Source organism: Streptomyces sp. FH025, from assembly GCF_017427025.1.
Taxonomy (GTDB): domain Bacteria; phylum Actinomycetota; class Actinomycetes; order Streptomycetales; family Streptomycetaceae; genus Kitasatospora.
In genome coordinates this window covers 1-22,506 of sequence record NZ_JAFLNG010000044.1, presented here as the reverse complement: position 1 = coordinate 22,506, position 22,506 = coordinate 1, and the positions used below count along the sequence as shown (strand labels likewise).

Annotated in this window: 12 protein-coding genes and 1 pseudogene; 1 reads left to right on the top strand and 12 read right to left on the bottom strand. The window is 70.3% G+C overall.

Going from position 1 to position 22,506, the window contains the following annotated elements; genetic code table 11:
* The first annotated feature begins 103 nt into the window (after positions 1-103).
* Complete coding sequence (locus tag J0670_RS05575; protein WP_207810196.1) at positions 104-892, top strand: thioesterase II family protein; 789 nt, start codon at positions 104-106, stop codon at positions 890-892.
* A 436-nt stretch (positions 893-1,328) separates the two neighbouring features.
* Here J0670_RS05575 and J0670_RS05570 read toward each other — a convergent pair whose 3' ends face one another.
* From J0670_RS05570 to J0670_RS05515, 12 genes and pseudogenes are all read right to left on the bottom strand, one after another.
* A complete protein-coding gene (locus tag J0670_RS05570; RefSeq protein ID WP_207810194.1) occupies positions 1,329-4,154 on the bottom strand; it encodes a LuxR family transcriptional regulator in 2,826 nt (941 codons plus the stop codon).
* Between the two features lie 569 nt (positions 4,155-4,723).
* A complete protein-coding gene (locus J0670_RS05565; RefSeq protein ID WP_207810192.1) occupies positions 4,724-5,374 on the bottom strand; it encodes a ScbR family autoregulator-binding transcription factor in 651 nt (216 codons plus the stop codon).
* Between the two features lie 665 nt (positions 5,375-6,039).
* Positions 6,040-7,305 carry a cytochrome P450 gene (locus J0670_RS05560; RefSeq protein WP_243436572.1) on the bottom strand — a complete coding sequence of 422 codons (1,266 nt, stop codon included), beginning with the start codon at positions 7,303-7,305 and terminating at the stop codon, positions 6,040-6,042.
* A 351-nt stretch (positions 7,306-7,656) separates the two neighbouring features.
* Positions 7,657-8,394 (bottom strand): dienelactone hydrolase family protein, encoded by a 738-nt coding sequence (locus J0670_RS05555; protein ID WP_207810190.1) that lies wholly within the window; start codon positions 8,392-8,394, stop codon positions 7,657-7,659.
* A 343-nt stretch (positions 8,395-8,737) separates the two neighbouring features.
* Positions 8,738-9,129: pseudogene (locus tag J0670_RS05550) on the bottom strand (transposase); the annotation flags it as partial.
* A gap of 171 nt (positions 9,130-9,300) precedes the next feature.
* Positions 9,301-10,476 carry an FAD-dependent monooxygenase gene (locus J0670_RS05545; RefSeq protein WP_207810186.1) on the bottom strand — a complete coding sequence of 392 codons (1,176 nt, stop codon included), beginning with the start codon at positions 10,474-10,476 and terminating at the stop codon, positions 9,301-9,303.
* Positions 10,473-17,726 carry a non-ribosomal peptide synthetase gene (locus J0670_RS05540; RefSeq protein ID WP_207810184.1) on the bottom strand — a complete coding sequence of 2,418 codons (7,254 nt, stop codon included), beginning with the start codon at positions 17,724-17,726 and terminating at the stop codon, positions 10,473-10,475. Before J0670_RS05540 ends, J0670_RS05545 begins: the two co-directional genes overlap by 4 nt.
* Positions 17,727-17,778: 52 nt before the next feature.
* Positions 17,779-18,879 (bottom strand): SIS domain-containing protein, encoded by a 1,101-nt coding sequence (locus J0670_RS05535; RefSeq protein WP_207810183.1) that lies wholly within the window; start codon positions 18,877-18,879, stop codon positions 17,779-17,781.
* A 119-nt stretch (positions 18,880-18,998) separates the two neighbouring features.
* Entirely contained in the window at positions 18,999-19,745 is a 747-nt protein-coding gene (locus J0670_RS05530) for an SDR family NAD(P)-dependent oxidoreductase (RefSeq protein ID WP_207810181.1), read from the bottom strand.
* Between the two features lie 248 nt (positions 19,746-19,993).
* A complete protein-coding gene (locus tag J0670_RS05525) occupies positions 19,994-21,046 on the bottom strand; it encodes a methyltransferase (protein ID WP_207810179.1) in 1,053 nt (350 codons plus the stop codon).
* Between the two features lie 264 nt (positions 21,047-21,310).
* Complete coding sequence (locus J0670_RS05520) at positions 21,311-21,478, bottom strand: hypothetical protein (protein ID WP_207810177.1); 168 nt, start codon at positions 21,476-21,478, stop codon at positions 21,311-21,313.
* A 394-nt stretch (positions 21,479-21,872) separates the two neighbouring features.
* On the bottom strand, positions 21,873-22,496 hold the full coding sequence (locus J0670_RS05515; protein ID WP_207810198.1) for an ATP-dependent Clp protease proteolytic subunit: 624 nt from the start codon (positions 22,494-22,496) through the stop codon (positions 21,873-21,875).
* Positions 22,497-22,506 lie beyond the last annotated feature (10 nt).

The window sequence follows — 22,506 nt, the reverse complement described above, 5'->3', positions numbered from 1 at the left end:
ACCACCACCCCTTATCACCGGGGCTCGCGCCGAACTTTCCGCACCCGGGATTAGGGGACGTTAGGGGCAGCCCCGCCCGATCACCGCGACATAGCCTTGACGTGTGAACACAACTTCCCACGACGAGAGTTCATGGATCAGGCGGTTCCGCCCGACGCCCACCGACGACGACTCCGACGAACGGGTGCAGCTGGTCTGCTTTCCGCACGCGGGCGGCGCGGCGAGCTCCTTCCTGCCGCTCATCCGCGCCCTGCCCGACAGCATCGAGCCGCTGGCGCTCCAGTACCCGGGCCGTCAGGACCGCTACCGCGAGCCGCTGCTGGACAGCATTCCCGCCCTCGCCGACGCCACCTACCGAGCCCTCCGGCCCCAACTGGGCGGCCGCTTCGCCTTCTTCGGTCACAGCCTCGGCGCCGTACTGGCCTTCGAGGTGGCCCGCCGGTTCGAGCAGCGGACCGCCACCGGACCGGTCCGCCTCTTCGCCTCCGCACGGCGCAGTCCCTCGGTCGTCCGCACCGAAGCCGTTCACCTGCGTGACGACGCCGGCCTGATCGCGGAGATGCGCCGGCTCAGCGGCACCGACCGGAGCGTCTTCGAGGACGAGGAGATCCTCCGCATGACCCTGCCCGTGCTCCGTGCCGACTACCGGGCGATCGAGACGTACGCGCCGCCCTTCGGATTCCGGCTCACCTGCCCGATCACCGTCCTCGTCGGCGACGCCGACCCGGTGACCTCGCTGACCGACGCGCACGCCTGGTCGATGCACTCCGCGGCGGAGACCGACGTCCACGTCCTGCCGGGCGGGCACTTCTACCTCGACGCGCAGACCGCCCCGGTCGCCGGGCTGATCACCGAGGCACTCGCCCCGGCCCGGCCACGCGTGGCCGGCTGAGCCGTCCGCGGGGCCGACCGGGCCATCCGCCGGACCATCCGCCGACGTGGGGCCCGAGCCCATCGGCGCACACGACCACGGCGCCGCCTGGCGGGCCGGCGCACCGGCCGACGGTCCGCTCCCTCCTCCCCCGGGATCCGGGCCCTTCGAGCGGCTCCAGGACCGGGCGAGGCGCCCTCGCACCCCTCCGGCGAGCAGGATCCACCGCACCCGTGAGCGCGCCCGGCAGCGGTCCCCTACCGTCCGGCCTCCGCCTCCGGTGCGCCCGGCCCGAACTCGTCGAACCGGTGCAGCCTCCACCGCACCGGCGTCCGGTGACACCCCGGCCCGGCGGCGGTCCCGCCACCTCCTGGGCGCGGACTCACCCCCAACCAGCGCCTCGCACCCGGGGATTGAGGACTCAAGCAGGAGACCCCGAGCCGTGGCCCGGGGTCTTTCACGCAGCCGAGCGCGGCAGTCCGTCCGGCGGGCCCGCCTGCTGCATGGCCGCCGCCAGGTCGGTGCGCCGCTTGATGTTGAGCTTGCGGTACACCCTGGTCAGGTGCTGCTCCACGGTGCTGACGGTGACGAACAGCGTCGTGGCGATCTGGCGGTTGCTCATCCCGCGCGCCGCGAGGCTGCACACCCGCAGTTCCGCGTCGCTCAGGATGTCGAGCAGGCCCTCCTCGCCACCCTCCCGTCCTGCGCCGGCCTCGCCCTCGCCCGCCCCGGCCGCTCCCCGGGTGGGCAGCGCGAGCCCGGTGGTCTCGGCCAGCTGCTGGGCCCGGCGCAGCAGCCGGTGGCCCTTGCTGAACTGGCCGAGCTCCTGGTGGGTCCAGGCGAGGTCGTTGAGCGCGAAGGCGAGCTCGACCGGGGCCTCGCACAGGGCGAGCGCATCGACGGCCCGGGTGAGCAGCTTCACCCGCTCACCGGGGGTGCTGCACGCCGCCAGCACCATCAGCGCCGTCGCCCGCGCCCGGTGCTCGCCCGGCGCGCACCGGTTGAGCTGCTCGGCGGCCAACTGCCGTGCCGCGTCCGGCTTTCCGCTCTGCAAAAGAGCCCGGGCCGCCTCCACGCGCCACGGCACCAGCGACGGGACGTCCATCCCCCACTGCGCGGCCAGCCGGCCGATGGTCAGGAAGTCGTCGAGCGCCGCCTGGACCTGTCCGAGCGCCAGCTGGTAGCGGCCCCGGGCCTCCAGGTACCGGAGCCCGATCGGGGTCTGGAATATCGTGTCCGGCACCAGGCCCTGGAGTTTGAACAGGTCCGGACAGTCCTCGCCGGTCAGAGTGGCGACGCGCATCACGATGCTCAGCGGCAGGCCGATCGCGATCCCCCAGCTGCGCACGGGGAGTTCGTCCAGCACGGCGCGGATGTCGCGCCCGGCGGCCCGCAGGTCGCCGCGCCAGACGGCGATCTCGGCCCTGATCGTTCCGAGCATGGCCCGCCACAGCGGAGCCGAACCCGGCACCTGCCGGCTGACGCTCTCGGCCCACTTCCCGGCCTCCTCGGCGCGCTCGCCGACCAGCAGGGTGAGCAGCGCGGCGAGCAGCACCGGCAGCGTCCGCTCGTTCAGCGGGTACCGCCGCAGCGCCTGCTCCGCCTCGGCCAGCAGCTCCGGCCGCGCGCCACCGGTGAGCAGGGCCCGGAGCAGGTCCAGGGCGTGCGTGTGGAGGCTGCTGCTGCGGGCACATCCGGTGGCGTCCGGGTCCTCGGGGACGGCCCCGGCCAGAGCGGGGTAGAGGATGGCCAACCACCGGCGGGAGACCTGGATCTGGCGCCCGGTCTCGCGGTCGCCCGCGGAGCCGGTCAGGCCGTCCATCCGGTCGATGAAGTGACCGGCCTCCTCGGGCTGGCCGAACCAGAGCAGCGCGTTGACCGGGCCGGCCAGCTGACTTCCGGTCAGGTGGCCCGCCAGGGCGGCCTCGGTGAGCATCGGGACCCTGCGGAGCGCGCCGAAGGGGTCGCTGTACCACTCGGCCCGGACGAGCATCGCGGCGGTGGCTGCCTGCTCCTGCTCGCCGGCGGACCTCCGGCTGCCCAACCGCAGGCAGTCGCGGGCCAGTTCGACGTCCCCTTCCGCCAGTGCCTGTTCCGCGGCCTCGTGCAGCACCGGGAGGAAGCAGTCGGCGCCCAGGCAGTCGGCGGCGATCAGCTGACGGGCCACCGTGATGGCCGACCCGCCGTACTCGAACAGCAGCTCGGCGGTGCGCGCGTGCAGCGCGGCCCGGCTCTCGGCGGACATCCAGCGGACCACGGCGGCCCGGCCCCTGGGGTGGCGGAAGCGGCTGCCGGCCAGCACTCCGGCCGTCTGGAGCGCGTCCAGCAGCTGCTCGACCACCTCGGGGGCGTAGCCGACCATCCGAGCCAGCAGCCGGGTCGACGGCACCCGCTCCAGCACGGACAGCTGGCGGGCGAGCGCGGCCATCCAGGGGTCGCACCGGTACAGGCAGTTGACCAGCGCCTGGTCGTAACCGGGGCCGACCACGAGCTCGTCCTGGAGGGCCTGCCCGCGACGGTTGTCCTCGATCAGCCCGCGCAGTAACAGCGGGTTTCCGCCGGTCACCGCGTAGGCCTCGGCGCCGACCGCGCGGGCCCTGGCCCGTCCGAGGTGGTCGGCCAGCATGCGCTCCACCCCGGTCGGGGTGAGCGGCTCCAGCCGGAGCAGCGGGGACCGGGACTCGGCGGGCAGCTCGCCCGTGGTGAGCGCGCTGCCCACCCAGGCGTGGTAGGTCTCGGCCAGCACCACCAGCACCTGGGCCGAACGCGCGCGTCGCAGGGTGTCGGCGATGCACTGGAGCGAGGGCAGGTCGGCGTTGTGGGCGTCGTCGACGGTGATCACCAAGGGGCCGGCGACGGTGTCGATCAGGTCGAGGACGGCCATGCCGAGTGCGTGGAAGATCTGCGCCCCGGCCTGGCCGTCCGGCTGGGTCCGACCGGTGTCGCGGCCGAGCACGGTCTGGGCTTCCTCGATGAGCGCCCAGACCTGGGAGAACCGTCTCTCCGGGAGGTCCGCGGCACGGAACAGCTGGGTCAGCACCCCGAAGGGTACGGGCCGTTCCGTTCTCGACGCCGTGGCGGCGAACACGGTCGCGCCCTCCGCGGCCACCTGGTCGACGAAGGTGCGCAGCAGGCTGGTCTTGCCGTGGCCCACCGCGCCGGTGACCACCGCGATGTGGCTTCTGCCGTCCCTGACGTCCGTGAAGAGCTGGTGCAGGAAGCCGAGCTGGCTGGTCCGCTCGCACAGGACCTCAGCGTCGGACGGGACTCTCAGAAGCGCCACCTCGGCTGCCGGTGCGGCAAAGGACGTCATCGTTGCTCAATCCCCCCGTGGGCGACAACTAACGCCAATGATTTAAATACCGATCGACCTGTTCCGTCAACGATGGTTCGGGTCTAGGGGTTTGTTTACATGCCCGACACACGTCGGGCGTCAGTCTTGACCCCCCTGATGGCGACCGGAAACCTGGCAGCTGGTACGCTCCACGCCCCCACCGGTCGGCACACCCCGTCGATCAGCCGTATGCGGGGAACCCCCACGGTCCTGCGCCGCTTCCACCCTACTCGACCAGTGGCAGGACCACGCCAACGGGCTGCCGGCTGTCGTCTCTCCCCCACCCGGGCCGCGCGTGCCGACGCGCGTGCCGACGCGCACCCAACCCGATTTCCCCGCCGAATTCCCTCGGCAATATCGCCACCGATTCCACGGACTTCGCGTCACCAATTCGCGCGCGATACTCCGCCGCGAAATATGGTCCGCATACGGGGGGATCCGAATCCGGAACTCCCGTCCGCCTGATCGGCATCACCCGCCCCAACCGTCCCGGGACGCACCTCGGGCGGTCCCGGCTATCAGGCCGGCGCGTCCGACTCGGCGGCGAGCTCCGATACCAGCGCAAGGTAGTAGCCGCTCCGCCGAGGGGGAACCGTCCCGGGGATGATCACGTCCCACATCTCGGCGACCCGCCGCGGAAGCGGAATTTCCGGTGTCGAGGCCCGGTTCACCAAGTGCACACCGGTGAAGGCTCCGACGATGAACCGGGCGCAGGCCGACGGATCGATCGTAGGCCTCACATCCAGCTCGGCCACGGCCCGTTCGAGCTGCCGGGCCCCGACCTCCAGCCAGGGCCCGTACGCCTCGCAGCCCCGGGACTCCGGCAGGACGTGCTCGAGCGTCAGTCGGATACCGGCCCGGATCACCGGCTCGACCAGCAGTTGTTCGGCCAGCTCAAAGGTCATACGAACTACTGTTTCGAACCCCGGGTAGTTCCGCACCAAGAGCTTCTCGATCGATCGCCTGGACAGGTCGAGCTGCTGCGCGGCCACCGCGACGGCGAGCTCTTCCTTTGAGGCGAAGTGGAAATACAGCGCCCCCTTGGTGACCCCGCCCCGGCCCGCGATGTCGCTCAGACTGGTGGCCCCGTAGCCCTGGCGGTCGAACATATCGGCGGCAGCTCCGATGATTGTGGTGCGCGTCTGCTCCGCGCGAAGCTGCCGTGCCATCGCTGTTCCCCAGAAGGTGATGGAAAAGGGTCGACCGGTACGAAACACCCTGGCCGGAATGCTACCGCATGGGTCTGTCCATTCGGGATGTCGACGGTCCGCTTCCGCTTCACATCGCCGGTCGCGCGCCGGGAATCCGGGGACGCAGCCGTCGACACCGGCTCCCCCACGCCCGCCCCTCAACCGTCCATCCACCGACCGGCACCTGATCGGTGAGCATCACGCCGTTCAGCCACTCACGGACCGTCAATCGACTACACGCCGTGCCCTCGCTGCACGGGCAAGGGCTCCCTCCGGCCGCCAGCGCGTTGGCGACACAAGCGGCTGGACCCGGCGCGGCGAGAGTGCGGCCCGGACCACTACCAGGTGCGCCGGTACCAGGCCTGGTACCGGCGCATCCCCCTGCCCATGGCCGCACTCGTCTGCTGACCGCCATCCGCGCGCACGAGCTGTCAAAGGGGCTCCCGACCCGGCCGCGACGGCCTGACACCCCTCTCCGTCGCGGAGATCCGCCGACTCGTCGGCCTGCCCCTCCGCCCCGGCACCTCACCGCCGACCATCATCCGCGCCGGTCGCACTGCCGGCGATGCCGCGGCCGCTCACCCGCCCGTCCGCCCGTCAGTCCGTCAGTCCGTCAGTCCGTCAGTCCGCCCGCGGCGGGCGCATCACCAGCGCACCGGCAGCTCCCGCACCCCCCGGATCAGCATCCCCGGGAGCCACTCCCCCTGCTCCCCGTCCGCCGTCAGGTCCGGGCAGCGCTCCAGTAGCGAGCGCAGCGCCACCTCGGCCTCAAGGCGGGCGAGCGGGGCGCCCAGGCAGAAGTGGATCCCGTATCCGAAGGCGGTATGGCCCTGGGTATCGCGCCGTACGTCGAAGCGGTCCGGGTCGGGGTAGCGCGCCGGGTCGCGGTCCGCGGCGGCCATGGCGATCAGCACGATGGCACCGCGCGGCACCCGTACGCCGCCGATCTCGGTCTCCTCCAGGGCGATGCGCGGCGTGGTGGTCTCCACCGGCCCGTCGTAGCGCAGCGTCTCCTCCACCAGCCCCGCCGCCAGCCCCGCCGGATCGGCCCGTACGGCCGCCATCTGCTCGGGGTGCGCGAGGAGCGCACGCACCGCGTTGCCGATCGTGTTGACCGTCGTCTCGTGTCCGGCGACGAGCATCAGGAAGGCCAACGAGACCAGCTCGTCCTCGGTGAGAGTGTCGCCGCCCTCGTCGACCGTGTGGACGAGGGCGCTGAGCAGGTCCTCCCCGGGGCTCTCACGCTTGGCGGCGATGAGCCCCATGAGATACGGCATGATCTGCTCGTAGGCCTCCTTCTCCGCCTCGGGGCTGGTGGGCGCGAGGGTCTCGTTGGACCAGGCGTGGAAGGCGTTGCGGTCCAGGCCGGGGACGCCCAGCAGTTCGCAGATGACGATCATGGGGAGCGGGGAGGCGAAGGCGTCGATGAGGTCGGCGCGGCGCGCTCCGTCCGCCGTCATGCGGTCCAGCAGCTCGTCGGTGATCTCCTGGACGCGCTCCCGCATCGTCTCGACCCGCCGGGCTGTGAACTCCCTCGACACCAGCTTCCGCAGCCGGGTGTGGTGGGGCGGGTCGCTGAGCAGCATGTTGGTGGTGCCGAGCATGTTCAGGGCGTACGGCGGGCTCCAGCCGGTCTGCCGCCACTCGCGCTGCCAGTCCCGGCTGAGCTTCGGGGAGCTGAAGGCCTCGCGCGCGGCCTCGTACCCGACCACGAGCCACACCCGCCCCCTGTCGGGCGTCACCACCTCGTGCACCGGACCGCGCTCGCGCAGCCGCGCGTAGGCGATGTACGGGTCGGCGACGAAGTCGGGGCTGAGCGAGGCGAGTAACTCGATCCCGTCGGGAATGTCGAGCCGTTCGGTCCTGTCGGGTATCGCGGAATCGGCGGTGGCATTCTCGGTCTCGGTCAAGACGGAATTCCTTTCCCTCAGGCTCGGGTCAACCGGCCTCCGCCGACCACTCCGAGCACGGCCGTTCGATCTAGTCCCAATGTCACTGACTTAACAGCGATTGCGAGCCGCTGACCTGCGGCGATGCTCCAACCAAAGGGCTGCGGAACGCCACAAGGGCACCGGCATGAACTTTAGTCCCGCAACCCCACCCGCACAACTATCCAATTTCCTTGCCGCGGACCCGGAATGCATGACGACGTCATGGTGAATAGAGGTTTCCGGTACCAATGGGACAGCCCTCGAAGACGTCCTGTCGATACCGGAGTTGCGGGGTGCCCGTCTTCTGATCCGTCGTCCGTGGTCCTCGTTTCACCCGTTGCCGGCCTCCGTTACGGGCAGGCACTCGGCGAGCAGGCCGACGACGTCGCGCCAGGCCCGCTGCGCGTGCACCGGGTGGTAGCCGACGCCGGGGAGCACGGCCTGGTCGACCGGCGGGTGGTGGAAAGCGTGCAAGGCCCCGCCGTAGACCACGAGGCGCCAGTCGACACCCGCGGCCTCTATCTCCGCGGTGAACGCGTCCCGTTGCGCGGGCGGCATGATCGGGTCCGCCGAGCCGACCCCGGCCCACACCGGGCAGCGGATGCGCGCCGCCTCGCCCGGTCGGCCCGTGGTCAGTGCGTTGATCGTCCCGATCGCGCGCAGGTCGACGCCGTCGCGCCCGAGTTCCAGCGCGATCGCGCCTCCGGTGCCGTAGCCGACGGCGGCGATCCGGTCGGGGTCGGTGCGGGGTTCGGCGCGCAACACGTCGAGCGCCGCGTGGCCGATGTCCCGCATCCGGTCGGGGTCGGCGAGCAGGGGGGTCGCCCGCGCCAGCATCTCCTGCGGGTCGGTGAACCAGCGCCCGCCGTTGATGTCGAAGGCCAGCGCCACATATCCCAACTCGGCCAGGGCGTCGGCCCGGCGGCGCTGGAAGTCGTTCAGCCCCGGCCCCTCGGGCCCGATCAGGACCGCGGGCCGGCGGTCGGCACCGGCCGGGAGCGCGAGGTGTCCGACCATCGTCAGGCCGTCGGCCGGGTACTCAACCGTGCGTGTCACAACCGTCGTCATGGGGCTGGACAGTAGCGATCGCCGAACGCCTCCATGGCGACACCACGCTGACTCCAACTCGCGTTCACCAGAACGAGGAGCCCCTCCCACGTGCCCGCCAGGGGCGTCCGTGCGGTACGGAGTTCGCCTGGATCGGAGCAGGCACGCACCGGCGGTCCGGGATCTCCGTGCCGGTGCGGACGGGTGCCGCGCCGAGGACATCCCCGTGCGCGTGGGAGAGGGCCTGCGGGGTCTCGTGGTAGCGGGTGGGGTCGGTGCGTTTCCACTCGGGCGAAACATCGGCATATGAGGGGGTGTCCGGTCTTCAGGGCGGAGGTACAGCCGAACTCTGCGGCAGGGCGGCCGAGTTCATCATGCTGCGGTCGGTCGGACTCGGAACGGTGAGCGCCCGCTCTTGAGCGCCCGGACGTTCACCGAGTCGATCGTGGCCCGCGACCAGTCCAAGTCGCCGCCGACGCCGGGTTGCTCCAGGACGACCCGGTGGAGCTCGGCCCAGACCCTGGCGGCGGTCCACTCGGTGAATCGCCGGTGCACCGTCTGCCAGGAAGCCCCGAACACCGGCGGGAGCTGCCGCCAGCTGCAGCCCGTGCTGGCGGCGAACACGATCGCCGCCAGGACCTCCCGATCGCCGGCCCGTTGTCGCCCGCCTCCCTGCGGCCGGACGGGCGCGTCAGGCACCACGTGCTGGAACGACTCCCACAACCCGTCCGGAACCAACCGTTCAACTATGCCCATGCGCTACCACCCGACTGACTCCCGAACGAGGCACCTTCCGAAGGCGGTAGGCCGCCGTGCCGGCTCGGACGGCGCCTACGCGACGGGCGAAGGCAGGCGGCGGGAAGAACAACGGGTCGGACGGATCCATCACTTGCTCCTGGAACGGATGCGGGCGGTCATGGGGCGTGGTCATCCCAGCGGGGGCCAGGTGAGGACCGCTTCGTTCTGGCTGGTCAACTTGGACATGGGTGCGAACCGGAAGTAGAGGTCGCGCATCCGGGAGGAGAAGTGGCCGTCCAGCTGCTCGGTCTCACTGAGCGCGCGGGCCGTGCCGACCAGTGCCTCGGTCCGCGGCCGGCGCTGGTCCTCGTAGCCGCGCAGGGCCGATGACAGGTCGGTCGCCTCCTTGAGGTGCTCGGCGAGGACGACGGCGTCCTCGATGGCGAGTGCCGCGCCCTGGCCGAGGCTCACCAGCATCGGGTGCGCCGCGTCCCCGAGCAGGGTCATGCGTCCGCTGCCCCACCGCCGCAGGTACGGGCGGTCCTGGGCGGTGATCTGGACGATCGTCTCCTCGGGGGTGACCCGGATCGCCTCCCGCACCTCCTCGGCCCAGCCGGCGAAGAGGCCGGCGACCTTCTCCTTGCCGAGCCTCGGGCTCCCGGAAACCCAGGCGGGGACGTTCTTCGTCGCCCACCAGTACGCGCGGCCGTGGCCGATGTCGGCGAGGCCGAAGCGCTGGCCCCGCCCCCAGTAGTGCGCGGCGTAGCCCTTGGTCAGCCGTGGATGATCGAAGGGCACCGTCGCCAGCCAGCACATGTAGTTGCCGGGCCGCGGCTCGTCGGCGCCCGCCACCTGTCGGCGGATCACCGAGTTGAAGCCGTCCGCGCCGATCAGGATGTCGCCCGAGGCCTTCCGTCCGTCCTCGAAGGTGACCTCGACCCCGTCGTCGCCGGTGACGAACCCCGTGGCCGCGGCGTTCAGTTCGATGGCCTGATCGTCTCCGATCGCGTCCAGCAGCGTCCGCTGGAGGTCGGCCCGGTGGACGGCGTAGTTCGACGCGCCCAGCCGTTCCGCGAGTTCACGGAACGGAAGCGCCCTGATCAGCCGGCCGCGCCTGGTGAGGAACCTCAGCTCGTCGAAGACCTCACCGCGCTTGTCCAGACCCGGGGCGATGTCGATGTCCAGGGTGCGCAACGCCAGGATCGCGTTGGACATCAAGGAGACCGCCGTGGTCCCCGGCCGCAGCTCGGGAGCCCGCTCGAAGACCTGCACCTCGACACCGACCCGGCGCAACGTGGCCGCGGCCGCCAGTCCGCCGATCCCCGCCCCGATGACGAGGGCCTTGCGTGCGGAGTTCCGCGTCATTTCCCACTCCTCTCGACCGGCCGCTGATCGAGGCGGCCCGTCACCGCTTCCGCGACCCTTTGGGCGACGACGTTCACGTGCGGCTCCTCCAGGAGGACCAGGTGGTCACCGGGCACGTCCACCGTCCGCACCCGGCCCGTGGTCAGGGCTCCCCATCCGTTGGTGGGGTCCTCGTGCAGGCTCCGGGCGGCTTGGTGCATCGGCCGCAGGATCTCCGGCAGTTCCGAGGTGGCGCGGAGCAGGACCAGGTCCTCGTCGCCGGTTTCGGGCCGGTAGGAGAGGATCGCCCGCCAGTGGGCCTTGAACATCCCGAACAGGCGCCGCACGGTGGTGCGTGAACTACCCGTCGGCAGGACGCCCGCCCGCGTGGCGTGTTCGACGATGAAGTCGAACTTCGCCTCTTCGTCCAGCCCGTCCGGCAGCGCGATCACCGGCGCGGTCCCGTCGCTCCCCGTCCACAGCAGTTCCCAGAAGAACCACTCCAGCAGCGAGTGGTCGGCGACATCGGGCCGCTCCCCCTGCTTGACGAAGATCGGATCGATCAGCACGGTGCCCTGGAGGGCGGCCGGATCGGCGCTCCGCAGCTGACGCGCCATCTCGAAGGCGATGAAGCCGCCGAACGACCAGCCGCCGATGACGTACGGACCTTCCGGGCACGCCCGGCGCATCGCCTTCAGATAGCTGTCGGCCAGCTCGGGGATGGAACTGAGCGGTTCCGTGCCGGGGACGGTCCCGGCGGCCTGCAGCGCGTAGACGGGCTGGTCCTCCGGCAGGTGGCGGGCGAGGCGTACGTAGCACAGCACGTGGCCGCCGAGCGGGTGGACGAGGAACAGTGGCGGCTTGTCGCCCTGGGTGCGGATCGGCACGACGGGATCGAACTCCGCCGCCGGTCCCCCGGCCCGCAGCCGTTCCGCGAGCCCGGACACGGTCGGCGCCGCGACGAACGCGGAGAGCGGGACGCTGACGCCGTACCGCTTCTCGATCGTCATCACCAGCCGCATCGCGGTCAGCGAGGTACCGCCGATGTCGAAGAAGTTGTCCCGCACCCCGAGCGTGGGCAGCCCCAGCAGTTCCGACAGGATTCCCACCAGCGCCTTCTCGTACTCGTCACCCGGCGGGGTGGCGTCCGTCGTCGGCGCGGAGAGCGGCATGCGGCGCAGCAACGCGTCGTCCCGCTTGCCGCTGGGCGTCAGGGGCAGGCGCGGCAGCCACTCCAGGTGCGAGGGCACCATGTAGTCCGGCAGCACCGTGCGCAGGCGGGTCCGCACCTCGTCCAGCTCCACGGCCTCCGCGTCACCGACGAGGAACGCCGCGAGGAACGCGTCGGCGCCCTCCCTGCGCCGGGCCACCACCGCGGCCTCGCGGATGCCGGGCTGCTCCTCGGCGAGTTTGGCGATCGCGAGCTCCACCTCGGCGAGCTCGACCCGGAAGCCGCGCACCTTCACCTGGGAGTCGGCGCGGCCGAGCCACACGAGGTTCCCGTCGGGCATGACCCTGGCCAGGTCCCCGGTGCGGTAGAGGCGGGCGCCCGGCTGTCCGGAGGGGTGCGGTACGAAGCGCTGCTCGGTGAGATCGGGCCGGTTGCGGTAGCCGTGGGCCAGGCACACCCCGCCGACGTAGACCTCGCCCTTCGCGCCGGGCGGCACCGGCCGCATCAGCCCGTCGAGCAGGTGGATCTCGATGCCGTCGATCGGCGTGCCGATGGGCGGCAGGTCGGGGAAGCCGTCCGGGTCGCCGGTCATCGTGTGATGGGTCAGCAGGTGCGTCTCGGTCGGTCCGTACTGGTTCTCCAGCACGGTGCCCGGCAGCGCGGCGCAGAACCGCCGGATCTCGTCGGTGATCCGCAGCTGCTCGCCGGAGGAGATCACGACCCGCAGCGCGCGGGGCCGGATGCCCAGTGCCTGGGAGGTCTCCGCGAGCTGCTGGAGCGCGACGTACGGCATGAAGACCCGCTCCACCTCCTCACGGTCCAGGAGGCGCAGCAGCGCCGGCATGTCGCGCCGTTCCTCCTCGGAGAGCAGTTGCAGGGTGCCGCCGCCGCACAGGGTGGAGTAGATCTCCTGGAACGCCACGTCGAAGCTCAACGGCGCGAACTGGAGGGTCTTGCCGCCCGCCGCGCCACTGGCGGAGGGGATCTGCCACCGCATGTAGTTGGCGAGCACCCGGTGCGGGAGTTCGACGCCCTTGGGCTCGCCGCTGGATCCGGAGGTGAACAGCAGGTAGGCGACGGTCTCGCCGGTGATTTCCGGCAGTTCCGGACCGCCGCCGGGTTCCGGCTCGGCTGCGAGCAGGTCGTCCACGCGCAGCAGCCGGGAGGAGTCCTCGAAGAGGTGGGCGTGCGTCTCGTGCGTGATGATCCGCAACGGGTCGGCCTGGGCGACCATCGCCGCGAGCCTGGCCGGCGGATAGCTGACGTCGAGCGGGACGCAGGTGGCGCCGGCCTTCCCGACCCCCAGCACGGTGGCCAGCGTTTCGGGCGAGCGGTCCATGGCGATGCCGACGGTGGCCCCGGGCCGGGCTCCGGCGCCGATCAGGCCGCGGGCTATCCGGTTGGCGGCCTCGTCGAGCCGTGCGTACGTCCACTGCCGCGGTCCGCAGGAGACGGCCACCGCGTCCGGCGTGCGCGCGACGTGCTCGTCGATCCGCCGGATGACGTTCAGGGGGGTGTCCGCGCCGGTGCCGGGGGTGGAGCCGGCCCGCAGCAGCGCTTCGTCCCGCGGATCGCGCAGGAAGGCGAAGTCCACGTCCGCGTCGGGCTGTTCGGTCATCCGCTGGAGAACGGCGAGGTACGTGCGGCCGAGGCTCTCCGCCTGTGACCGGGAGAAGGTGCGTCCGTCGCAGTCCATGCGCAGCCAGAGCCGGTCGTCCATCGGGTCGACCACCGCGTTGACCAGGAGCTTGAAGTTCGTCTCCTCCCAGGTCCTGAAGTCGGTCAGCGCCATGTCGGTGTCCTCGAAGAGCGAGGAGAGGACGTGCAGGTGGACGTAGTTGAAGGCGGTCTCGAAGACGACGTCCCCGCCGCGGTCCTCCTGGATCGCGCTGAGCGGGTAGCGCCGGTGGGGGTGGCTGTCCCGCTCCTGCCGGTAGACCTCGCGCGCCGAGTCCAGCCAGGTGCGCGGCCGGGTGTCGAGGCGCAGCGGCAGCGTCTCCAGGAAGAGTCCGGTGATCCGTTCCGCTCCGGCCTCCTCCGGCCGCCCGCCGGTGACCAGGCCGGTGGTGATGTCCTGGGTGTCGGAGAACAGCCGCAGGGTCAGGCAGTGCGCCGCGAGCAGCAGGGACTTGACCGGCAGGCCGTGGGCGCGCGCCAGGTCGCGCACCTCGGTGCCGAGGCCGTCCGGCAGTTCCACGTGGTGGACGATGAGTCCCTCGTCGCCTGCGGGCTCGTACGGGCGGAACCCGTCGATCTGGACCAGTTCGCTGCCGGCGAGCAGCCGTTGCCAGTAGCGCCGGGTGGAGTCGGAGGCGAGGGCCCGCCGTTCCTCGCGCACGTAGAGGGCGGGGGACGGCAGCGGTCCGGACGGAACGGCGGCGACGGGCTGCCCGGCGTTGTGGAGGAAGTCCTGGAGCAGTTCGCGGACGAGGGTGGCCACGCTCCAGCCGTCCAGGATCGCGTGGTGGAAACTGAACACCAGCTCCACGGACCCGTTCAGGACGTGCGCGCGGAACAGGTACAGCGGGGGGCGGTCCAGCCGGTACTCGTGGTACCGCCGCTCCTCGATGTGCCGGGCGACCTCGGCCTGCGCCTCCCGGTCACCGAGGTCGCGCAGATCCGTGATCTCCAGTCCGCCGTCGACCTCCTGGTGGACGAGTTGCAGGGGTTCGGAGTATCCGCCCAGGTCGAACGCGGAGCGCAGGACCGGGTGGCGCCGGACCAGGCTGTCGAAGGCGCGGCGCAGCGCCGCCTCGTCCCAGACCGTCTTGAGGGAGTAGCGGAAGACGTCGTGGTACACGGCCGTCTTCTCGTGTTCCCGGCTGTGGTAGAGCAGGCCGAGGTGCAACCGGGTCGCCGGGTAGGCGTCCGCCAGACCGGTCAGCCGCGCGCGGTCGACTCCGGATACCAGCGCGAACGGCTCCAGCGGGGTGTCCTGCCCGTCCGGCGTCGAGGTGGTCGCGGTCGCGGCGAGCGCCGCCACGGTGGGGTTCCGGACCATGTCGGCCAGGGTGAAGTGGACGCCCGCGCGCCGTGCCTCGGCCTGGATGCGGAGCATCATGATCGAGTCACCGCCCAGGGAGTAGTAGTCCTGGTCGACGCCGATCCCGTCGGTTTCGAGGACGACCGACCAGGCCGCCGCGATCTTCGCCTCGATCTCGTTGGTCGGCTCCGCGTTCCTGGCGTCCGCCTCCACGGCGGGTGCGGGCAGCCGTCGTCGGTCGGCCTTGCCGTTCGCGGTGAGCGGGATCCGGTCGATCCGCACGAAGAAGGCCGGGATCATGAACTCCGGCAAGGAGTCCAGGAGTCGGGCTCGAAGGTCGGCGGGCCGCACGTCCTCGTCCGCGACGTAGTAGCCCACCAGGTGGACGCCGCGGGCCGGTGAGTTCCGGTCCACGACGATCGCGTCCCGGACGCCCGGGAAGGCCGCCAGACGGTCGCGCACCTCGCCGAGCTCCACCCGGTTTCCACGGATCTTGACCTGGTCGTCCAGTCGGCCCAGGTATTCGAGGGTGCCGTCCGCGAGCCATCGTGCCCGGTCACCGGTGCGGTACATCCTCCCCCGGCCTTCGCCCGGGGGGACCTCGGTGCCGGGTGTGAACGGGTCGGCCACGAACGCGGCCGAGTCCAGCTCCGGCCGGCCCAGGTAGCCGCGTGCCACGCACACGCCCGCGACGCACAGTTCACCGGGCACCCCGGTGGGCTGCAGGTCGCCGTACGCCCCGACCACGTACAGCCGGACGTTGTCGATCGGCCTCCCGATCGGTACCCGCCGCACCGCCTCGGCCGTGTCACCCGGGCAGTCGTGGTACGTGACGTCGACCGTGGCCTCGGTCGGGCCGTAGAGGTTGACCAGCCGTGGCGCCGTGGCGCCGGCTGCGGCGAAGACCCGGTTGAACCGGTTCACCTGAGCTGGTGTCAGGGCCTCGCCGCTGCAGAACACCAGGCGCAGGGACGCGATGCGGTCCAGCAGCGCCGGATCCTCTTCCAGCAGGTCGAGGAAGGGGCCGAGCATCGACGGCACGAAGTGGGCCACGCTCACCCGGTGCGCCTCGACCGTCCCGAGGATGACCCCGGGATCCCGCTCGCCCCGGGGCGGGAGCAGCGCGAGCCCGGCGCCGGTGGACGCCCACCAGAACAGCTCCCACACCGAGACGTCGAAGGTGACCGGTGTCTTCTGGAGCAGGACGTCCCCGCCGCCGACCGGGTAGCGGCGCTGCATCCACTCCAGCCGGTTCACCACGGAACGGTGCTCGACCTGCACGCCCTTGGGCCGCCCGGTGGACCCCGAGGTGTAGATGACGTAGGCGAGGTCGCGTGGGCCGCTGACGGGTACGGGCGGCGCGGACGCGACGCGCGCGGTGGCGTCCAGGTGCCGCACGGGTACCGCGTCACCCACCAGGGAGCCGGACACGGTCCCGCCCAGCAGCACGGACTTCGCCCCGCTGTCGGCCAGCAGGAACCTGACCCGTTCCGCGGGATGGCCCGGGTCGACCGGTACGTACGCGCCACCCGCCTTGAGCACCCCCAGGACGGCCGCGACCAGTTGCGGGCTGCGCTCGGCCACCACGGCCACCCGGTCGCCGGCGCCCACGCCGTCGCCGCGCAGCTGGTGCGCGATGTGGTTCGCCCAGGCGTCCAGCTGCGCGAAGGTCAGCGACTCGGCGGGATCGTCCGCGACGACGGCCAACCGGTCGGGCGTCCTGGCCGCCTGCCGCTCGAAGAGCGCGTGGAGCGTGGTGTCCTGGGAGTAGTCGGTCACCGGGCCGCTGCCGGCCGCGACGAGGGCGGCGCGCTCGGTGGCGCTGATCATGGGGACTTCCGACAGCGGGCGGTCGGCCCCGGCGAGGGTGCCCCTGAGGATCGCCTCGATGTGGGTGGCCACCGACTCGATGGGGAAGTCGGCGTCGAAGACGTCGAGGGCGTAGTCCATGTCGACGAGGACGTCGCTGACGTCGTCCAACTCGTTGACGACGACCGCCAGTACGTCGTCGTCGTGGGCGCGGGCCTGCACGACGGTCTCGTACGCCACGTCCTGGACGTCGAGCGGGGTGGGCCAGCGCAGATAGGCGATGGTGGTGTCGAACAGCCGCTTGGGGCCGCTGCCCTGGAGCGGCACCGAGCGCAGCAGGTCTCCCAGGGAGTACCGCTCGTGGGGTTTGAGTGCCCGGGTCGCGGCCTGCACCTCGGCGACCAGTTCGGTCATGGTGCGGTCTCCGCCGGGAGTCACCCGCAGCGGCAGGGTGTTGGCGAAATGGCCGACGGTGCGCTTCTGCCCGGCGGTGGGCCGGTTCAGCAGCGGGACGCCCAGCACGACCTCGTCGGTGCCGTGGATCCGGGAGAGGTAGACGGCGAAGGCACTGGCGACGAAGGCGAAGACCGAATCACCGCGTTCGCGTATGCGGTCGATGAGACCGCGCTCGATCAGGAAACCGTGCCGGGCACTCCGCCGGGACCCGGCCGGCGCGGCGCGACGGAAGAAGGCCGGGGCGACGCCCTCCAACTGCTCCTGGAAGAACGCGCGGTCCCGCTCGTGGTCGTCCGAACCCCGGTAACGGCGCTCGTCCTCGACGAAGTCCAGGTACGACGGAGCGGGCCGGTCGTCGAACCGCCCGGTCCGCCGCACCTGGTCGTACTCGGCGCGCACCTGGGACATGAACAGGTTCAGGCCCCAGGCGTCGGCGACGATGTGATGCACCTTGACGTACGCGTGGACGACGTCCTCGCGTTCCTTGAGGATCGCGATCTCGAACAGCCGGCGGCGCTCCACCTCGAACGGGACGTCGAACGCGTCCTTGATCCACGTCTCACAGGCCGCACGCGGCGCGGCGGTCCCGGAGAGGTCGATCGTCGGGATGTCGAACGCCTCGTGCTCGACCCACTGCCTCGGGGTTCCGTCCTCCGGGTCGATCCGGAGCTGGAACGCGTCGTTGCGGTCGGCCGCACGGCGCAGGCACTCCTTGAGCAGATCGACGTCGACCTCACCGGTGAACCGGTCGGTGATGAAGCAGTTGAACTGCGGGAGATCGGGGAAGAGGGAGTTCCCCGCCCAGATGTCCTGCTGGTAGGCCGTGAGAGAGCTGCTCCCCCGGAGATTCACGATCGCTCCATTTCTCGGCTGTTGCCTTCGATGTCTGAGCCCTGTGACTGCCTCAGCGGGCGTTCTCCGCGGCGATCGTGCTGCCGTGGTACCAGGGGTTTCCGGCCGCCTCCGAGATGAGATTGCGCGACTTCGTCTCCCGCGCCCTTCCGAGATCGAGGGTCAGGTACTGGACGAATTCCAACGCGGTGAAGTACTGGCGCATGAAGGTCGGCTGGTCGAGCTCGATCTCGGTCACGGTGACGTTCGCGTTCTGCGGGATCGGCGCGGTCAGCAACGACACCAGGTTCTTGCGCTTGGCCCGGGTGTAGTCGTCCTCCTCCGGGTCGGAGAAGACGAGAATGCTGTGCCGGCGCTCGGGATCGGTGAGCGTGGCCACCTCGCTGTGGCAGAACTCGTGGAAGTAGTTCCGCGTCGCCGGCACCATGGCGATCTCGTTGAAGTGCATCTTGGCGAGCTTCAGCAGGCTCTCGTGCCACTTGGGCGACCCGAGCATGATGATGTTGGCGTTCTCGCTCCGGGCGGCGGCACCGGCGGCCAGCTCGCGCAGGGCGGGCGTGAAGTCGGTCTCGAGGGTCTTGGCGAGGGCACGGACCTCGGGACCGTGGTCCGCGTCGAGGAGCCCGAGCTTCAGGAACATGTCAACCAGAATCGAGAAGTACTGGCCGACGTGGAACAGCGGGTACTCGCGGTCCGGCTTGCTCAGCGTCCAGCGCGCGATGGACACCCCGTGCTCCTCGCCCAGCTCGCCGAGTCGGCCACCGGAGGTGAGCAGCAGAACCCGGTCGTGCATCGGGCGCAGTGCGTGGAAGGCGCGGACCGGCTCGTTGGAGTGGCCGCTGTACGAACTCAGGATGATGAGCGTGCGGTCGTCCTCGATCACCGAGCGCGGAATCAGGTACTCGAAGTCGTAGTCGTTGAAGACATGGACTTCGAGGTCGCTCCTGATCGAGTTGAAGAAGACTCTGATCACGTCCGACACGATGGCCGAGCAGCCCATTCCACTGAACACGATGCGCGTGAACCGGCCGTCTCGCAGTTGCTTCACGAGATCGTCCGAGATCCCGGAGATGTCGTACTCGTCCGACTTCGTGAAGCCGGAGCGGTACTCCTGCTCCAGGAATTCCTGGTAGCGCTCAAGGCGTGATCGCATTGACTTTTCCCTCTTCCTCGATAACTGGTGGTGCGAGAAGGCGGCGATTCGCGGTCCTCAGGGGATCACCGAGTGGGGACCGCCGAGTGGGGATCGCCGAGTGGGGATCGCCGAGCCCTTCACCACATGAACTGGCCACCGTCCACGATCAGCTTCTGGCCCGTGACGTAAGCGGCGCCTTCGCCGATCAGGAACTCCAGTGCGTCCGCCATCTCGTCGGTGGCGCCGATCCTGCGCTGCGGGATCTCGTCCAGCAGCGCGTTCATGTATTCCGGCTCGGCCACGCGGTAACGGGTCCGCATCTCCTCCGTGTCGATCATCCCCGGAATGAGGCAGTTCACCCGGATGCTCGGTGCGAGTTCCATGGCCAGACACTTGGTCAGGTGGAGCAGGCCCGCTTTGCTCGAACAGTAATTGGCACCGTTCAGCCGGGGGCGGATCGCCGTGGTCGCGCCGATGTTGACGATGGAGCCGCCGCCGGCCTCCAACATGTGCGGAGCGAACGCCCTGGTCATGTAGAAGGGCCCCGAGAGATTGGTGTCCAGCACCCGGCGCCAGTCCGAGTCGGAGATCTCGAGCACCGGCCGGTCGATGTTCAGGCCGGCGTTGTTGACCAGCACCTGCGGAACGCCGTGCTCGGCGCGGACGAGTTCGGCCAACCGTGCCACGTCATCGGGGTCCGACACATCCGACCGGACGACCGACAGGCCCTTTTCCATCTCCTTCAGGGCCCGGTTCGCGGACTCCTCGTCACCGCGGAACGTCGCGACCACCCGATATCCCATCCGGGTGAGCCTGTGGCTGAACGCGAGCCCGATGCCCTTGGTTCCGCCGGTGACGATAGCCAGCCTGTCAGGTGATTTCACTGAAGCCCCCGTTGCATCAAAAACATACCTTCACGCCGAACTCTTCGATCGGCCGCTGCAACGCCGGGTCGCTCTGCGCGAGCCGCTTCGGGCGAGGGGGCCTGTTCGACGATTGCCGTGCTCAGGACGTTGCCGGAGCGATCCGGGTTCCTTCACGGTGAACCGGCCGCCGACGGCGTGTTCACGGGCAGCCGGTTCACCGCGGGAAAGGAGCCTGTGTGACAGCCCCCCGGCCGAACTGCGGCGGCTCAGCCGGCCGCGGGCTTGCGGGCGCGGAGGATGACGTCGAACCGCCCGGAGTACTGGCGGTCCATCGGCTCGAAACCCGCCTCGGTGTACCACTGCTCGAAATCCCGCGGCGTGTAGATGCGGCCCTCGGGCGACGCGACCGTCTGGACGTACGCCGACATGAAAGCGGCGTGGGCGGGGCCGGTCTCGTCGTCGTCCTGAGCGCAGGCGACGACGACCAGGTGGCCGCCCGGCTCCAAGGCCCGGTAGGCCTTCGCGAAAAGGGTGCGGACCTGCTCCGGGGACCAGATCTCGAGGAACCGGGAGAACACGACGCAGTCGTGCGACGTGGAGAACTCGTCCTGCATGACGTCGGTTCCGACCGCGCGGACCCGCTCGGACAGGCCGGACTCGGCGATCCGGTCGTTCGCCATCTTCGCCACGTTCGGCAGTTCGAGGATGGTCGCCCGGAGGTCCGGCCATCGTTGGGCGAAGGCGATGGCGTTGGTCCCGGTTCCCCCGCCGACGTCCAGTACGTGGCGGTACGACGAGAAGTCCACGGCGTCGACGAAGTCCTCGACCACGGAGCGGCTCTGGTGCTCCATCATGGCGGTGAACACCTTTTCGAGGTTCTCGTCCTCGGCGAGGAGCTCGTAGAGCGTGGTCGCCGACGATCCGGCGAGCAGCTCGCGATGCAGCCCCAGGTTCTCGTTGTTCACCAGCGATTCGTAGAGCCAGCCCATCGGCCGGTACAACATCTCATGGGTGTAGCGAACGATGACGGGCATGAAGCCGTCGGGATCGCCCGCCAGGAGGTCGGTCGCGTCGGTGTTCCGGTACCCGTCGCCGTCCTTGCGCACGAGTTCGAACGCACAGCATCCCAGCAGCAGCACGTGTCCCGCGCGCTCCTCCAGCCCCAACGCCTCGGTGATCTCTTCGAGAGTGCTGCCCGGCCGCTCCTTGAGCAGGGCGAATAACTTCAGGCGTAATGCGGCGTTCAGGAACGGGAACCGGAAGCTGGTGTACACCAGTTTCCACAGGTCGTCCATGGCGGTCGTCGATGGCTCGGTCATGGTGATCCCCTTCACGGTGTCGCAGGCCTCAGGTGCACACCTTCAGCCGAGTCGTGGTGAAGTGCAGCATCGCGCGGTTCGGCCGGCCGGCGGCCGCTTCGGGGCGGACGAACGGACGCATCGTCAGCACCTCCCGTTGCGAGAGCCAACCTCAAACTCCGGATTCGCACAAGGCCTATAGGATCACCGCCCCGCGACTGATGGCTTGAATCATGCGGAACCCCCCCTCCTCATATTCTTGTCCTTGTCACTTGAGGGGCTGTCTCATTTGGAGAGCCGTCGACAGCGAATATCGACCGTCGGGCGTTCGGGCAGCAGCGCGGCGAATTGCCCCCGGAGCGGGTCGGTCAGCCATGACGGCAGCACGGGCGCATCAGGCATCACGTGCTGGAACAGTCCCCGCGCCCCGTCCGGAACCGATCGTTCGACCATGCCCGTGCACTGTCGGCCGACCGACTTCCAAACGAGACGCTCTCTCGTAACCCCGGAGTCCCGAAGCTGACCGAAAACCCGTTCGGCCAAGCGACCGAAAACCTTTCATCACGACAGCTATGAATCGTGATCTCCGCCGTGGGGTCACCCGCGTCGCTTCTGTGGTGATGTCGTTCCGGCGCAGTGGGCCCGAAAGGCTCGGCACTGGTGATGGCCGCCCCGGGCGGCCGGTGCAGGACGTACCCGAGCTCGCGGCGAGGCACCGGAAGGGCCACAGCGCAAAGCCCCGCGAGCAGTTCGCGGGGCTGGCGGGGACGAACGCGATGCCGGCGGCGGGGCGGCGGCGCGAAATCGGCGGACGGGCGGCTCGGCCGGCCCATCGCCGACGCCGCGACTACGATCGGGCGTCGAGGTCCCGAGGGGCGACGATGTGGTCCACCAGGCCGAACTCCAGCGCCTCCTGGGCGGTGAGCACGTTGTCGCGCTCGATGTCCTGGCGAATCTGCTCGACCTCGCGGTTGGAGTGCTTGGCCAGCAGGCCCTCCACGCGCTCACGCATCCGGATCAGATCACGAGCCTCGACTTCGAGGTCCGAGACCTGGCCGCGCCTGCCCTGCGAATGCGGCTGCTGCAGCAGGATCCGGGAGTGCGGCAGAGCGATCCGCTTGCCCTTGGTGCCGCCCGCGAGCAGGACCGCCGCAACGGAGATCGCCTGACCGATGCAGACGGTCTGGATGTCCGGCTTGACGAACTGCATGGTGTCGTAGACCGAGTAGAGGGCCGTGATGTCCCCACCGGCCGAGTTGATGTAGAGCGATATGTCCCGGTCCGGATCCGCAGCCTCCAGACACAGCAGCTGCGCCATGATGTCGTTGGCGGCGGTGTGGTCCACTGCGGAGCCGATGAGCACGATGCGCTCTTCGAACAGCTTGCTGTACGGGTCGTACTCGCGGATCCCCTGCGAGGTCCGCTCGGTGAAACGGGGCACGATGTAGCGGCCCTGGGCTGCCGTAGACATAGCAGTGACC